At 36.3% G+C, this 15,913-nt stretch carries 12 protein-coding genes; 7 read left to right on the forward strand and 5 right to left on the reverse strand.

Going from position 1 to position 15,913, the window contains the following annotated elements; genetic code table 11:
- The first annotated feature begins 10 nt into the window (after positions 1-10).
- The 5 genes from ACZ2G0_RS12595 (at position 11) to uvrA (ending at position 8,357) form a co-directional block, all read left to right on the forward strand.
- A complete protein-coding gene (locus ACZ2G0_RS12595) occupies positions 11-604 on the forward strand; it encodes an acyl carrier protein phosphodiesterase (protein WP_470307878.1) in 594 nt (197 codons plus the stop codon).
- 24 nt (positions 605-628) lie between these two features.
- Positions 629-2,314, forward strand: coding sequence for a gamma-glutamyltransferase (ggt, locus tag ACZ2G0_RS12600; RefSeq protein WP_470307879.1), 1,686 nt, complete (start codon positions 629-631; stop codon positions 2,312-2,314).
- 149 nt (positions 2,315-2,463) lie between these two features.
- A complete protein-coding gene (locus ACZ2G0_RS12605) occupies positions 2,464-4,248 on the forward strand; it encodes a chloride channel protein (protein WP_470307880.1) in 1,785 nt (594 codons plus the stop codon).
- Between the two features lie 58 nt (positions 4,249-4,306).
- On the forward strand, positions 4,307-5,302 hold the full coding sequence (locus tag ACZ2G0_RS12610; RefSeq protein ID WP_470307881.1) for a Fic family protein: 996 nt from the start codon (positions 4,307-4,309) through the stop codon (positions 5,300-5,302).
- Positions 5,303-5,525: 223 nt separating this feature from the next.
- A complete protein-coding gene (gene uvrA / locus ACZ2G0_RS12615; RefSeq protein WP_470307882.1) occupies positions 5,526-8,357 on the forward strand; it encodes an excinuclease ABC subunit UvrA in 2,832 nt (943 codons plus the stop codon).
- A 75-nt stretch (positions 8,358-8,432) separates the two neighbouring features.
- On the opposite strand, the gene ACZ2G0_RS12620 is transcribed toward uvrA, so the two are convergent.
- From ACZ2G0_RS12620 to ACZ2G0_RS12630, 3 genes are all read right to left on the reverse strand, one after another.
- Positions 8,433-9,590 (reverse strand): serine hydrolase domain-containing protein, encoded by a 1,158-nt coding sequence (locus tag ACZ2G0_RS12620; protein ID WP_470307883.1) that lies wholly within the window; start codon positions 9,588-9,590, stop codon positions 8,433-8,435.
- A gap of 395 nt (positions 9,591-9,985) precedes the next feature.
- Positions 9,986-10,414, reverse strand: a complete 429-nt coding sequence (locus tag ACZ2G0_RS12625) for a sensor histidine kinase (protein WP_470307884.1) — start codon at positions 10,412-10,414, stop codon at positions 9,986-9,988.
- Positions 10,415-10,856: 442 nt separating this feature from the next.
- Positions 10,857-10,988 (reverse strand): hypothetical protein, encoded by a 132-nt coding sequence (locus ACZ2G0_RS12630; RefSeq protein ID WP_470307885.1) that lies wholly within the window; start codon positions 10,986-10,988, stop codon positions 10,857-10,859.
- Between the two features lie 552 nt (positions 10,989-11,540).
- On the opposite strand from ACZ2G0_RS12630, the gene ACZ2G0_RS12635 reads away from it, so the two are divergent.
- Both ACZ2G0_RS12635 and ACZ2G0_RS12640 read left to right on the forward strand, forming a co-directional pair.
- Positions 11,541-11,885, forward strand: a complete 345-nt coding sequence (locus ACZ2G0_RS12635; protein ID WP_470307886.1) for a helix-turn-helix domain-containing protein — start codon at positions 11,541-11,543, stop codon at positions 11,883-11,885.
- Positions 11,885-13,177, forward strand: coding sequence for a type II toxin-antitoxin system HipA family toxin (locus tag ACZ2G0_RS12640; protein ID WP_470307887.1), 1,293 nt, complete (start codon positions 11,885-11,887; stop codon positions 13,175-13,177). Before ACZ2G0_RS12635 ends, ACZ2G0_RS12640 begins: the two co-directional genes overlap by 1 nt.
- Before the next feature lie 96 nt (positions 13,178-13,273).
- Here ACZ2G0_RS12640 and ACZ2G0_RS12645 read toward each other — a convergent pair whose 3' ends face one another.
- A complete protein-coding gene (locus tag ACZ2G0_RS12645) occupies positions 13,274-14,962 on the reverse strand; it encodes a serine hydrolase (protein ID WP_470307888.1) in 1,689 nt (562 codons plus the stop codon).
- Between the two features lie 320 nt (positions 14,963-15,282).
- Entirely contained in the window at positions 15,283-15,771 is a 489-nt protein-coding gene (locus ACZ2G0_RS12650) for a hypothetical protein (RefSeq protein ID WP_470307889.1), read from the reverse strand.
- Positions 15,772-15,913: the final 142 nt, after the last annotated feature.

Genomic DNA, 15,913 nt, shown 5'->3' on the forward strand with positions numbered 1-15,913 from the left:
TTAAGACGATATGAATTTTTTAGCACACATCTATCTTTCAGGCGACAGTGACTTATTGAAAATAGGGAATTTTATGGCTGATGGTATTCGGGGAAATCAATTTGATACCTATCCTACAGAGGTTCAAAAGGGAATCTTTTTACATCGAGCCATTGATACCTTTACTGATGCGCATCCTATTTTTAGAGAAAGTACTAAAAAATTACATGCGAGATACCATCATTACGCTGGGGTAATCGTCGATGTTTTTTATGATCATTTCTTAGCAAAAAATTGGAGTACGTATTCTAACGAAAATCTAGCGGATTTTATTGAACGTTTTTATCAATCATTAAAAGATAATGCCACTATTTTGAGTCCAAGAACAGCAGGCTTTATGGAAGTCATGTTTAGAGAAAACTGGTTATGGAGTTATAGAACTATTGAAGGCATAGATAAAATTTTGACTCAAATGGACCGACGAACAAAAAATCAATCCCAAATGCGGACTGCTACCGAAGAACTGGAAAAATTTTACACTGAATTTGAAAACGAATTCACCCTGTTTTTTGAAGAATTGAGAGCACATGTACTCGAGAAACAAAAAGAATTCTCGCAAATATAAAAAAACTTAAAACGACTTATTATAATGAAAAAACTCATTCTATTTCTATTTGTCATTAGTATTGGCTGTAAATCGCAAGTTGCTGTAAATAAGCCTACAGGATTACAAGCAAGCAAAGCGATGGTCGTATCCGCTAGAGAAGAAGCATCAAAAATAGGTGTAGCCATAATGAAAAAAGGCGGAAATGCTTTTGATGCTATGGTTGCCACCGAATTAGCTTTGGCTGTAGCTTATCCTTATGCCGGAAACATTGGAGGTGGCGGATTTATGGTATACCGTAAGGCAAATGGTGAAGTGGGTACATTAGATTACCGTGAAAAAGCACCATTGGCCGCATCAAAAGATATGTTTTTAGATGCTAAAGGAAATGTAATTCCTGGAAAAAGCACCGAGACTGCTCTAGCAATTGGAGTACCAGGAACCATTGCAGGAATTTTTGCAGTCCATGAAAAACTAGGATCGTTGCCTATTGCCGAAATTTTAGAACCCGTAATTGCATTAGCAGAAAAAGGAGTAATCGTAACGAAGAAACAAGAGGAACGATTACACGAGTACCATGAAGTTTTGGTTAAATACAACGGACCTAATTCTGTGCTATCAAAGGAATACAAAGAAAATGAATACATCAAATATCCTGCTTTAGCTGCGACATTAAAACGAATCGCTAAAAACGGCCGTGACGAATTTTACAAAGGAGAAACAGCTAAAAAACTAGTTAACTACCTTCAAAGTAAAGGCGGTATTATAACCCTAGAAGATCTAGCAAAATATGAGGCCAAATGGAGAACAGCACTAACGTTTAATTACAAAGATTTAAAGATTATCTCCATGCCTCCTCCTAGTAGTGGCGGAATCACTGTAGCGCAAATTCTTAAAATGATTGGTCCTTATGATTTGGCTAAAATGGGTCATAACTCCCCTGAAGCCATCCAAATTATTGTTGAAGCCGAAAGAAGAGCGTACGCTGATCGTAATTTTCACCTTGGCGATCCTGATTTTGTAAAAATGCCAATCAAACAATTAATGGACGACACTTATATAAAAAACCGTATGGCGACATTCGATTTTAAAAAAGCTACTCTTTCATCAGATGTACAAGCGGGAACAGTCAACGACTCTGAAAGTATGGAAACAACGCACTACTCTATTGTTGATCAATTTGGTAATGCCGTTTCAGCAACCACAACACTAAATGCTGGTTATGGATCTAAATACTATTGTGACGAATTGGGCTTCATGCTTAATAACGAAATGGATGATTTTAGCGCTAAGCCTGGAGTTCCCAATATGTTTGGACTTGTAGGTAATGAAGCCAATAGTATCGCTCCCGGCAAACGAATGTTGAGTTCAATGACACCTACTATTGTTGAAAAAAATGGTGCATTGTATATGGTTGTTGGTTCACCAGGCGGTTCCACCATTATCACCTCTGTTTTACAAACAATTTTGAATGTACATGAATTCAATTTGAGTATGCAAGAAGCGGTGAATGCTCCTCGTTTTCATCATCAGTGGTTACCTGATTTAATCACCTTTGAGCCTAATGCTTTTAGCTCGGCCACACTTTCGAAATTAAAAAGTAAAAACTATCTCATTAACGAAAAAAATACGCCTGTAATTGGTAAGGTTGATGCTATTTTGGTACTTGCAAATAAAAAATTAGAAGGGGGAGCTGATTTTAGAGGAGATGATACAGCGGCAGGATTTTAACACTAATTCTGCCTATTACTACTGCTTTTTTCAAACCCAAAAGTTCACTTTGAAGTAGTAAGGTTAAATTGAAAAGACAAAAAAAGAACCTAGCCAAAATTTTTCTCCTCCTTAAAATAGTAGTAATTTAGCCTATTCAAACAAAAAAAATGTTCAAAAAATATCTTTCTAAACTAGAAGCTATCATTGCTTGGTCTCAATCAATATTGACTGAAAAGCAATTCATATTCTTATCCAGTGTTTTAGTTGGTATTACTTCAGCATTTGCCGTTATTGTTTTAAAAACTTTTGCGCACTGGGTTTTTTCGTTTGCAACCTACATCAACGGAATTTTAAAATTAAGCTTCATCAATAGTATCTTACCCATTGCGGGACTACTACTAACGGTGTTTGTGGTGAAACGCTTTCTTGGAGGATCTATTGAAAAAGGAACACCACAAATTTTGTATGCTGTAGCGAAAAAAGCGAGCATCATTCCGAAGAAACAAATGTATGCCCAAATATTTACAAGTTCCCTGACAGTAGGCTTAGGAGGATCAGCAGGTTTAGAAAGTCCTATTGTTGTAACTGGTGCTGCATTTGGATCCAATTATGCTCAAAAATACAAACTCAGTTATAAAGACCGAACTCTTTTAATAGGTTGTGGCGTGGCTGCAGGAATAGCAGCTGCATTTAATGCTCCAATAGCAGGAGTATTGTTTGCCATTGAATTTTTATTGGTAGACGTTAGTATATCTGCATTTACACCCATCATGATCGCTGCCGCAACGGGCGCATTGGTATCCGTAATTGCACTTGATGAAACGATTTTACTAAATTTCAAACAGCAACAAGAATTTGACTACCATAAAATCCCATTTTATGTTTTGTTAGGTGTTGCGACCGGATTTATTTCAATCTACTACACTAGAAATTTCAGAAGAACAGAACATTTTTTTCAAAGACTTAAACTGAATCCGTATAAAAAAGCACTTCTAGGTGCGAGTATTTTAGCAGTACTAATTTTTGTATTTCCAACGCTATTTGGCGAAGGATATGAAAGTATAAAAGTACTCGCTGATAAAAATCCGGGAGAAATTCTAGAAAACACTTTATTTAGTAAATTCAAAGATAATACTTGGGTACTTCTTGCATTTGTAGGTCTCACTATGATGCTTAAAGTTTTTGCCACAGCGATCACACTGGGATCAGGTGGAAACGGAGGAAATTTTGCTCCTTCCCTATTTTTAGGGTCTTATGTAGGGTTTCTGTTTTCAAAAGCGATAAATTTTACTGGTCTAACACAACTTCCAGTAAGTAATTTTACCATGGTGGGAATGGCCGGAATACTAAGCGGCTTATTTCACGCACCGTTGACAGCTATTTTCTTAATCGCTGAGATAACCGGAGGCTACAGTTTGATGTTACCGCTGATGATCGTTTCCTCGATTAGTTTTGCTATATCTAAACGATTTGAAAAGCACTCGATGGACGTTAAAGATTTGGCACAAAAAGGACATGCTTTTACTAGTAATAAGGACACAAATGTACTTTCGACCCTAGATACCAATTCCATCATACAAACCGATTATTTAACCGTTACTCCTGATGAAAATTTAGAAAAATTAGTCGATTTGATCTCACACTCCAATCAAGTAATTTTTGCAGTTGTAGATAAAGAGCAGCATTTACTTGGAATTGTGCACTTTAACAACATTCGTGAAATCATTTTTAATACTTACCGTGTAAAATATACATTGGTAAAAGACATTATGGCTATTCCTGCCGAAGTTATCTATCCGTTTAATAGTATGGAGACGGTTATGAACAAATTTGAACGATCTAAAATGGCCTTTTTACCCGTTATAAAAGACGAAAAATATTTTGGTTTTATTTCAAAATCAGTAGCATTAGAGGCGTACCGTTCTAAACTAAAATCAATGATTATTGAATAATTAATATCGGATAGATAAAAATTGAGTACTATCCGATAATAATTGTATCTTTGTGGCTATGTGGAACATAGATTTAAAATACAGAGAAGAATTTCAAGCAACCTTTGATCGATTGTACGAAAAAAAGCAAGTACTACATACTAGTAGGCCATTACCTGCTATTGCAATAAATAAAATTAGAGAAAGCCTTTCTATTGAGTGGACCTACAACTCTAACAGTATCGAAGGCAATACATTAAGTCTACGTGAAACTCAAATGGTCATTCAAGAAGGCATAACTGTAAAAGGCAAGTCCCTGAGAGAACATTTTGAAACGCACAACCACGACAAAGCCATCGATTATTTATACAGTATTGTTAGTGAAAATTATCGCTTACGCAGCATCGATATTCTTTCGTTACATGGTTTAGTCTTGCGTTCTATCGAAGATGATTTTGCGGGTCGTATCCGCAACGGAGGGGTACGCATTACAGGAGCTAATTTTACACCGCCTAACGCTAATAAAGTAACTGATTTACTCGATGAATTGATTGATTTTATCAACACGAACCCATTAGGGCTCAATGATATCGAGCTTGCTGCCGTTTTTCATCATAAATTGGTTTGGATTCACCCTTTCTTTGATGGCAATGGGCGCACGGTACGGCTTGCTATGAATTTAATTTTAATGCGATCTGGTTTTCCGCCAGCGATTATCTTAAAAAATGACCGTAAAAAATATTACGAAGCATTAAATCAAGCTAATGGAGGTAATTATCAAAAGTTAACTTTGTTGATGTGCCAATCATTAGAACGTACTTTAAATATCTATTTGAATGCGCTACCGGATAACGATAAGGATTATATTGAAATTTCAAATTTAGTTCAAGAACCCAATATGCCTTACGGTCAGGAGTACATCAGCTTACTAGCAAGGACCGGTAAAATTGATGCTTACAAAGAGGGACGCAATTGGCTTACAACTCGGGAGGCCATTGAGAACTATATGAATAATAGAAAACGAAAACGCTGTTATAAAAATGATACGAGCATTATAGCCCCGATTGAAGTGTAAATCCTTGTAAGGCAAGTTTTTTGCCGTACAAGATTGCAACGTAAAGCGGGACAAATCGTTAATGACAAAATGAATCAAGCTGCTCCTATTATTTATTGCACTTTTAAGCGCTTTTTGGATTCCCATTTTAACACAAAGTTCTAAACTGTTCTATGGAAAGAATAAATCAAAAGAGTAACTTTGCTGTCATTGCGATTAAAAATGAAGCAATCAGCAAAAACTTATGTTAGATACAGACAATACGATAGAAGTTCTAGGCGCTAGAGTTCACAACCTTAAAAACATAGATGTTTCGATTCCGCGAGAAAAATTAGTGGTTATCACTGGTCTTTCGGGTTCTGGGAAATCCTCTTTGGCATTTGATACCATTTATGCTGAGGGACAGCGCCGCTATGTAGAAACATTTTCTGCCTATGCGCGCCAGTTTTTAGGCGGTTTAGAACGTCCGGATGTGGATAAAATCGATGGTTTATCTCCTGTTATTGCTATCGAACAAAAAACTACTAGTAAAAGTCCGCGTTCTACCGTGGGAACGATTACGGAGATTTATGACTTTTTGCGTTTGCTGTACGCGCGTGGTGCTGATGCCTACAGCTACAACACGGGTGAGAAAATGGTTTCCTACTCTGACGAGCAAATCAAAGACCTTATAATCCAAGATTTTAGCAACAAGCGAATCAACATACTCGCTCCTGTAATTAGGGCTCGTAAAGGGCATTATGGCGAATTATTCCAGCAAATTGCCAAGCAAGGCTTCTTAAAAGTACGTGTGAATGGTCATGTGGTCGACATCACTTCAGGTATGAAGTTGGATCGTTATAAGACACATGATATAGAGATAGTAGTGGACCGAATGGTTGTGGAAGCTACGGCTGACAATGAAAAAAGATTAAGCGAAAGCATTAATACCGCCATGCACCATGGTGAAAACGTACTGATGATTTTAGATCAAGATTCGAATGAGGTGCGCTATTTTAGCCGAAACTTGATGTGTCCTACAACTGGAATTTCGTACCAAAATCCAGAACCAAATTTATTCTCGTTCAACTCCCCAAAAGGAGCTTGCTCGAATTGCAATGGTCTAGGAACAGTAAATGAAATCAATGTAAAAAAGATTATTCCTAATGCTAAATTATCTATTAAAGCAGGTGGATTTGCACCTTTGGGCGAATACAAATCATCTTGGATTTTTAAGCAATTAGAAATTATTGGTGAAAAATATGGTTTTAAAATCACCGATGCGATTGAAACGATTCCAGCCGAAGCGATGGAAATGATCTTGAATGGTGGTAAGGAAAAATTCACTGTTAACTCCAAAGATTTAGGCGTTGCCCGAGACTACAAAATTGATTTTGAAGGGATCTCTCATTTTATCAAAAATCAATTTGATGAAAGTGGATCAACAACAATAAAGCGATGGGCTAAGGAATTCATGGACGAAATTAAATGTCCTGTTTGTGAAGGTTCACGCCTGAAAAAAGAAGCGTTATTTTTTAAAATCAATGAAAAAAATATTGCCGAATTGTGTGATATGGACATCTCTGATGTTACAACTTGGTTTAATGATTTAAATTCTTTACTATCTGATAAGCAGCAGCGTATCGCCTCAGAAGTAATCAAAGAGATTAAGGATCGGTTGGCGTTTTTAATGAATGTAGGTTTGGATTATTTGGCTTTAAACCGAAGCTCGAAATCACTTTCAGGTGGTGAAGCACAACGCATTCGATTAGCAACTCAAATCGGATCACAGCTCGTTGGTGTTCTTTATATTTTAGACGAACCCAGCATCGGTTTGCACCAAAGAGACAATGAAAAACTGATTCATTCTTTAGAACAATTACGTGATATAGGCAACTCGGTTATTGTGGTCGAACACGATAAAGACATGATTGAACGCGCCGATTATGTGATTGATATCGGGCCGAAAGCGGGAAAATATGGAGGCGAAATCATAAGTATTGGTACGCCTGCTGAAACCTTAGCAACGGATACGATTACAGCGCAGTATTTGAACGGAAAAATGAAGTTAGAAATTCCTTCTAAACGCCGTGAAGGAAATGGGAAATTCATGAAGCTTACGGGAGCGACTGGAAACAACCTTAAAAATGTTTCGATTGAGTTGCCGTTAGGGCAACTGATATGTGTTACAGGAGTATCTGGAAGCGGAAAATCTACATTGATCAATGAAACCCTCTACCCTATTTTGAATGCCTTTTATTTTAATGGGGTCAAAAAACCACAACCGTACAAAAAAATTGAAGGGCTTGAGCACATCGATAAAGTGATTGATATTGATCAAAGTCCGATAGGTCGCACGCCTCGCTCGAACCCAGCTACGTACACGGAAGTTTTTACCGAAATTAGAAAATTGTTTACCATGACATCCGAAAGTATGATTCGAGGGTACAAAGCGGGACGTTTTAGCTTTAATGTAAAAGGTGGTCGTTGCGAAACTTGCGAAGGTTCAGGTGTGCGTACCATTGAAATGAATTTTCTTCCTGATGTATATGTAGAATGTGAAACTTGCCAAGGAAAACGTTTTAATAGAGAAACGTTAGAGATTCGCTATAAAGGAAAATCAATTTCAGATGTGTTGAACATGACGGTTGATGAAGCGGTTCCGTTTTTTGAAATGATTCCGAAGATATACCGAAAAGTAAAAACGATTCAAGATGTAGGTTTAGGCTATATTACTCTTGGACAGCAAAGCACAACACTCTCTGGTGGAGAAGCGCAGCGTATAAAACTAGCCGGAGAATTATCTAAAAAAGATACTGGTAATACTTTTTATATTCTAGATGAGCCTACGACTGGTTTGCATTTTGAAGACATTAGAGTGCTTATGAATGTCATTAATAAATTAGTTGATAAAGGAAATACGATCTTGGTAATCGAGCATAATATGGACGTTATTAAGCTAGCAGATTATATTATTGACATAGGTCCTGAAGGAGGAAAAGGTGGCGGACAAGTTGTAGCCAAAGGAACTCCTGAAGAAGTAGCTAAAAACAAAAAGAGCTACACTGCCAAGTTCTTGAAAAAAGAATTGGAATAAAAAAAGAAATTTAAGCTTAGCGCAAAAACGATTTGATAGTCACTTTTTGCGCTAATTTTGTCTATTGCATCATGCTTATTTTTTGGCTGTTGGATTATTTATTGACTGATTGACTAGTTTCATAAATTCCCCCATTTTGCTATCATCCATCCATCGGGTAACGACCACTAGGTCATTAGCATTATCAATCACAATATAATTACCGCCATAACCAGCAGCATAATAGACTTCGGGCGAAGTTCCAGCCCATTTTTCGGTGGTATTCATCCACCACATATAACCGTATTCCTTATTAGCAGCCGAAGGACGATGTGCATCATTGACCCATTTTTCAGAAATCAATTGTTGGTTTTTCCATTTCCCTTTTCGCAGAAAAAGTAATCCAAATCGAGCTTGATCTATAGCGCTGATAAAAATTCCGCCACCTGAATGACCTCCACCACTTACTGATTGTGTCATTGCACCATCAATATTTACAAAAGAATCCTCGTATCCGTACCATCTCCAAGTGGTAGAAGCGCCTATGGGATCCATTATTTTTTCTTTCAACACAACTGGTAGTGCTTTTCTCCATACCTGCAGCAAAGAATAAGCCAGCACATTCACGCGAACATCATTGTACTTAAAAAAAGTTCCAGGTTCGTTTAACTTTCTGTTTTTCCAATCGTCAATACCACCTTCTTTCGATGGTCTGTCAGCCCAATCGTGTAAACCAAACAAGGTTCCGCTCCAATCAGAGGATTGATCTAGTAAATTATCCCAGCTAATTTTAGAATTATGATTGCCATCAAAAGTACCGTCCCAAACATAATTTTGCACAGGATCAGCGACACTCTTTATAAGTCCGTTATCTATAGCCAGGCCGGCAGTTGTAGACAGAAAACTTTTAGTAACACTAAAAGTCATGTCTACCCTATCGATATCTCCCCATTGCGCAACGATATACCCATTTTTGATGATTAATCCGGCAGGACCACCGCGTTCTTTCATTGGACCTACAATTTTATAGTCGGGCTCGCGAGCATAGGATTTCAGCACTGCTATTCGTAAATCGCGCTCTACTTTATTCTCATTTGCTTGAGCAAAAGTAACCGCATCGTTTAAAAGTGTAGGATTCATTTTTAGGTCGGTAGCAGTTTTTACCTGCCATGTTTTATCAGGATAGTAATTGGTTTGTGCATGTGTCAGTGTAAAACTAAGACCAATGATAAAGGCGAGAATGGTATTTTTCATAACTAACTATTTTGTGGCAAAAGATCCGTTTTGAATCACCTCAGGACTGATTGAACTGAATATAAAAACAGCAAAAAACCAAATTCAAGGTTGTTTTGCTGTTCGAAAATACGAATTATAAAGTGGATTGCAAAGATGCTACTCGTATAAAGTAGAAAAAGCATTTAGGACCGTTGCTCCTTTTGCAAACATCTAAAACTTATCGTGCTGAATTAGTAAACAACTTGTGTTTTGAAAAAGACTATTGAACTATTTCAGTAATCACTTCCGCAGCAGCGGATTCGAGGTAAAAGCTTTAGCAATACAGTCCTAATGGTAGTATTTCAGTAACCGAAAATTAATGAACCTGAATAGCAGGAATATAAATATCAAATCGGGCACCATTATTTACTGTACTAGTTGCTGTAATTATACCATTGATTTTGCAATAATTGTCGAAATTGAAAAGGAATAACATTTACTTCTGAAAGATCCTGCACTTCGATAATGGCTTGTTTTTCCTTTATTTCCTCTTTTAGCATTTTAATAGCCTCTTTTACAATTATATTGAGGTTGCTATTCACGAATTTTCTTTGAGTAGTTTTAGTTCGGGAATAAGCAAGTAAATCATCAATAAGTGTTTGCATGTGCAAAGCGGATAATTTGGTTCGCTCTACATAATATTTCCCCATGGCAGATAAATTGTCGTATTCCTCTACGAAGATTCTGCCGGAGAATGTTTGGATTTTTCTTAGTGGTTCTTGTAAATCATGACTAGAAATATAGGAAAAAGATTCTATTTCCTTGTTAGCAATCAACAATTCGCGCGCGCTTCTCCTTTTCAATATTTTGATAGGCTAATTCTGTATTGGCAAGTATCAGTTCTTGCGCTCGTTTTTCTTTTTCTTGATTTTGATACGCTAATTCTTTGTTAGCGATTATTAATTCCTCGGCCCGTTTTTCTTTTTCTGAGTTTTGATACGCTAATTCTTTGTTAGCGATTATTAATTCTTCGGCTCACTTTTCTTTCTCTGCGTTTTGATATGCCAATTCTTTATTAGCAATGAGCAGTTCATCAGCTCGCTTCTCCTTTTCTGAGTTTTGATATGCTAATTCTCTGTTAGCGATAACCAGCTCATCAGCTCGTTTTACTTTTTCATTATTTTGATAAGCCAACTCGGAATTAGCAATAACTAATTCAGCTGCATGCTCCTCCTTTTCGGCATTCTGAATAGCGAGTTGCTTGTTCGAAGCTTCAAGCTCTTTGTTGACAAGAATTAATTGGAGCTAGCGTTTTTCGGTTTCAATAACTTGCAACGCTAATTTTTCACTCGCTATAATTAATTTAGCAGCAATATTTTGGTTATTCTCGATTTCGAGAGACCTATTGGTATTTTTAGAAATTACTTTTTTACTCATTTTTACGTTTAAAAAATTCAAATAAGAACTACGGTCTCAATTCCGTTTGTCTTTTATTGTTCAATTATGTTGCTGCTTACAACTAAAATTACAGTCTGAATAATTACAACCAAATGTACTACATATTCCGATGATTCGTGTATTTAAAAATAGAGTCCTAAATTCCCTGTATACCAGGAAAAATCGATGGTGATAAAATGGTTTAATTTCATTGAATAAACGAATTGTTTTAACTTGTTTTTATAGGCGAATCGACTTGTGTATATTGCGTGCCTTCTACTTCAATCCCATTCGATAATTCCTCAGTAGGAGCATTAAGAAAAGAGATGATGCTTTGTTAAATTGTATCCTTTAGCGGTCAGGATGTCAAAAAAGACGGATTCATGATAAAATATTTCAGACTATATAGTTGGTAAATACCAACTATAATTACAAATAAACACCTTAAAGATTGTTTTTACAAACATAATAAAACTAAACTAGATTTACTTCATTAAAATTTGTATATTTGTTGGTAACTACCAACTTAAAATGTAATTTAATAATTTAAAGATGGAAAATACCAACAATAATTGGACAGTAATGAGTGATCTCGCTATTATACAAAACATAGGAGCATTCATTAAAGATCAACGGCTAAAGATCAATAAAACGCAAGCACAAGTAGCTACAGAAGCAGGTGTTAATCGATGGACTTTGGGCCAAATTGAAAACGGTGAAGCTATTACGCTGCTTTCCTTAATTCAAATCTTACGTGCTTTAGATCTTTTATACTTACTAGAAGGCTTTACTATAAAACAGGAGATTAGTCCTTTAGAACTCGCTAAACAAGAGCAAAATAAGAGGCAACGTGCTAGCAGTACTTCAACTACAAACTTCAATCAATCCGACTGGTAATGATAACAACCGCTTTTGTAAAAATATGGGGAGAAACAATTGGCGCCGTCGCTTGGAATGCTCAAACCGCTGTGGCCAGTTTTGAATACGACCCCAAATTCATAAAGTCTACCGTAGATTTGGCACCACTAAAAATGCCAATACGTACTAGTGCCAACCGTATCTTTTCATTCCCTGAATTGCGAGATGTCAAAACATTTAGAGGGTTACCCGGCTTACTCGCTGATGTGCTGCCTGATGACTACGGAAACCAATTAATCAACAGTTGGCTTGCGCAAAATGGCCGACCTGAGAACAGTATGAATCCGGTTGAACTCCTCTGCTTCATTGGGACGCGCGGTATGGGCGCTTTAGAATTTGAACCCTCGCAACTGACGGTAACCAAAAAAGCTTTTGATATAGAAATAGACAATTTAATTAGCCTTTCGCAAAAAATGCTTTCTAAAAGAGAAGGCTTTGAAACTAATGTTAGTGAGAACGATCAAAATGCCATGCTGGACATTCTGAAAATAGGAACTTCGGCTGGTGGTGCGCGCCCCAAAGCGATTATTGCCTATAATGAAAAAACGGGACAAGTAAAGTCCGGGCAAACCATTGCACCCAAAGGTTTTGAACATTGGTTAATTAAACTAGATACCGTAAGCGATGTTCAATTTGGTGAAAGTACGGGCTATGGTCGGATTGAAATGGCCTATTACCTTATGGCAACTGCCTGCGGAATTGAAATGATGGAATCCCGATTAATGGAGGAAAATGGTAGAGCCCATTTTATGACCAAACGTTTTGATCGTGAAGGTGGAGCCGAGAAGCACCATGTACAAACCTTGTGCGCGATGCAGCACTACGATTTCAGCCAAATTACTAGTTTTAGCTACGAACAGTTGTTTCAAACCATGCGTATGTTACGCCTTCCCTACCCGCAAGCGGAACAACTATTTAGAAGGATGGCCTTTAATGTAATCGCTAGAAACTGTGACGACCATACTAAAAACTTTGCTTTCCGCCTTAAAAAAGAAGGTAATTGGGAATTAGCACCTGCTTATGATATTTGCTTTGCTTACCGCCCAGATAGTGATTGGGTGAGCCAGCACAATCTAAGTATCAATGGTAAAAGAAAAGATATTACTAAAGACGATCTTTTACGTATTGCTAAAAACATGAATATTAAAAAAGCCAATACCATCATTGAGCAAATTAGTGCCACCGTTGCCAATTGGTACGAATATGCTGAACAAGCGAATGTAGCAGACAATCTAAAAAAGAAAATAGGTGGATTTCATTTGAAGATGTAAAATTATTATTTCCTTCATCAAGGTTCAATTCAATTTCAAAAAAATCATTTGCTTCACCATTGAGCTCCAAATTGACTTTGAATTTCAACGCTTGTTTTACTCCACCTTTTTAGCAGTGACATCTCTACCCATGTTTAAGGTTAGGCTATCAACAGTACCTTTTTCGTTCTTGTTAAATGTAAATTGAGCAGTCACTACTGTACTGTAAAATTTATTTTCACTCATTGGGATTACCGTAGTTAATCGTTCTCCAGTTCCTTGAATATGAAGCACTCCACTATCCTCAGTTACAGTAAAGGAATAATTTTCGTTTAACTGATATCTTCCAACATATGTTTTAAGAACTTCTGGAGAAACCGCAACTTTAGTAAGTAATTCAGTGGTATCAACCTTTAATTTTTTCAAAGCGCTTACCGCATTTGCATTATTTGGATTTAAGCTTACTGATTTTTTATAATTTTTGATCGCATTAACCGAATCTTTTTGAAGCAAATATATTTCACCAAGACTATCATACACATTAGCAGAATTTGGGTTATGGAATGCATTAAATTTAAAAATAGAAAATGCTTCTGCCACTTTATTCTCATTTAAATACTTATACCCCAGTTCATTCACATGTTCGTCATTCATGGCATAATCTGCAGGATTGAGCTGTATACGTGAGTTGACACTGTTAATAGCATCATCTACAGATTGTGTTAATAAGTCCTTTTGAAGCGCAGAAACAAGAGTGATTTTGGGTATTTTATAAGGCTTTGAAGCCAAAATATTTTCGATAGCTGCATTGATCTCGTCTTTTAACATTGCGTTTCCTCCATTAGTAAGCCATATAAAAGTGTTATTTTTGGCCAAATCTCTAAATATAAAGGTTCGGTAGCCAAAGTCACTTCCCGAATGATTCACAGCATGCTTTTCAGGAGTAAGAAACCATCCAAATCCATAATTAGAATCGGAGCCATCAGCAAGAATTACTGGCGTAAAAGCCTCGGCAATTGTATTCCTACTGACTAGCTTTTCAGTATAAAGTGCTTGATCCCAAAGAAACAAATCAGCAACCCTTGAAAACATACTTGTTGATCCTGTGTGTGAAACTTGATAATCATCACGTTCACCAATTGCAGTGTAACCGATAGCTCGATTTTTAATATTGAGCAATTGACTATCACCAACCAATGTGTTGTTCATTTTTAAAGGTTTAAAAATGTTTTCTTTCAAAAAATTAGCTAGACTTAAGCCTGAAACTTTTTCAATTATTAAAGCCAACATAACATAACCGCCATTATTATAGACAAATTTTGCTCCAATTTCAGAATCTAATGCAGACTGGCTTTCGATAATTTCTAAAATTTCTGCATTTGAAAGATTGAACTTGGATGCCAACGGCTCGTATTTTGGCATACCTGAAACATTATTGAGTAAGTTTTTGACGGTAACCTCTTTGCCATAGGCAGGGAAATTAGGAAAGAACTTGGTTATTTTATCCTCATAAGAAAGTAGTTTTCTCTCTTTTAAAATCATAATCCCCATAGCCGTGAACTGCTTTGATACCGAAGCTAAATCAAAAGAAAATTCGGGTGTTAGTTGTTGTTCCGTCTCTTTATTGGCATAGCCAAAAGCTTTGCGATAAATAACTTTTCCGTTTTCAGCAACTAAAACACTTCCGTTGAAAACGCCATTTGCGTGCGCTTGATTCATTAAATTATCTAGTTCAGCGGCCTTATTTTGAGCATTAATGGCGCAAAAAGAAAACAAAAATACAAATGGTAAGAAGCTAATTTTCATCAGAATTTTCAATTGGTTAGTTAGGACAAACCTATGGTAATTCTATTTACTAGATGTTAAATACCTCCAAAAAACGCGTTAAATAAAGACTAAATAAAAGAGCACTATTTAGTTTTAAAATTTTCAGTTAACCAACTACTACTCTATTTCATGAAACGTCAACGCTCCAAAGCGAATAAAGCAAGAATATTGGAGAAATCATTGTTACTTATTTTCTATGGAGATAAAATTTCTTGCAAATGCTAGACGTGAATTACAATCCTAATTATACTATTTTTAGCACTTACTATTTATAACTGCCTTTCTCGAACTAGTAGATTTTATTTAGTAGCAACTTTTAACTGTTTGCTTAAAAATTCTTTAGCTATCGGCAAACCTATTAGTATCATCCAGAAGGAAGGAAATACGATTGCAAAAATTGGTCTAAGAGGATCATATCGTAAGTAGGGATTTGTATGTGTATAGTATTCAGGTGCTGAGTCAAACCAATCATAAATTCCCAAAATCAAATAAATACCTAAGAGAAAAATAATTCTGTATCTAATATTCAGTGAACCTTTGAAGCTATTCGCATCCGTTTTTAAAGAAGTTGGAGGAGCCGAAATTAACATTGTTATAAGCACAAAATACATCAAACCTGGAGACCATCCTGTATACGGAATTAGTAATTCATACAACTGTTCTCGAGCAAATATTAAAATAGAAATACTAGGTACAACTACCACTACCGAAAACCAAAACAACCATTTGAAATCTGATGGTAAGAGTCCAATCTTTATTTTTAAATCCTTTACGCATTTGACTTCCATATTTAGTTCTTAATTTGTTGTTTTTAAATGCTAATCTATCGCTTTTATTATAATTTTATTATGCCAGCGTCCGTACTTTTGCTATAATTTAAGAGTTACGGAACCACATATTTTCGGCTTGAAGCAAATGCAATATTAAAAT

The sequence above is a fragment of the Flavobacterium sp. KKT103 genome, from assembly GCF_055640565.1.

Excerpts from the sequence above, each read along its gene's own strand:
- ACZ2G0_RS12630 (WP_470307885.1), bottom strand. The coding sequence starts at position 10,988 with ATGAGTAAAAAAGTAATTTCTAAAAATACCAATAGGTCTCTCGAAATC.
- ACZ2G0_RS12640 (WP_470307887.1), top strand. The coding sequence starts at position 11,885 with ATGATAACAACCGCTTTTGTAAAAATATGGGGAGAAACAATTGGCGCC.
- ACZ2G0_RS12635 (WP_470307886.1), top strand. The coding sequence starts at position 11,541 with ATGGAAAATACCAACAATAATTGGACAGTAATGAGTGATCTCGCTATT.
- ACZ2G0_RS12650 (WP_470307889.1), bottom strand. The coding sequence starts at position 15,771 with ATGGAAGTCAAATGCGTAAAGGATTTAAAAATAAAGATTGGACTCTTA.
- ACZ2G0_RS12645 (WP_470307888.1), bottom strand. The coding sequence starts at position 14,962 with ATGAAAATTAGCTTCTTACCATTTGTATTTTTGTTTTCTTTTTGCGCC.
- ACZ2G0_RS12610 (WP_470307881.1), top strand. The coding sequence starts at position 4,307 with ATGTGGAACATAGATTTAAAATACAGAGAAGAATTTCAAGCAACCTTT.
- ACZ2G0_RS12595 (WP_470307878.1), top strand. The coding sequence starts at position 11 with ATGAATTTTTTAGCACACATCTATCTTTCAGGCGACAGTGACTTATTG.
- ACZ2G0_RS12620 (WP_470307883.1), bottom strand. The coding sequence starts at position 9,590 with ATGAAAAATACCATTCTCGCCTTTATCATTGGTCTTAGTTTTACACTG.
- uvrA (WP_470307882.1), top strand. The coding sequence starts at position 5,526 with ATGTTAGATACAGACAATACGATAGAAGTTCTAGGCGCTAGAGTTCAC.
- ggt (WP_470307879.1), top strand. The coding sequence starts at position 629 with ATGAAAAAACTCATTCTATTTCTATTTGTCATTAGTATTGGCTGTAAA.
- ACZ2G0_RS12605 (WP_470307880.1), top strand. The coding sequence starts at position 2,464 with ATGTTCAAAAAATATCTTTCTAAACTAGAAGCTATCATTGCTTGGTCT.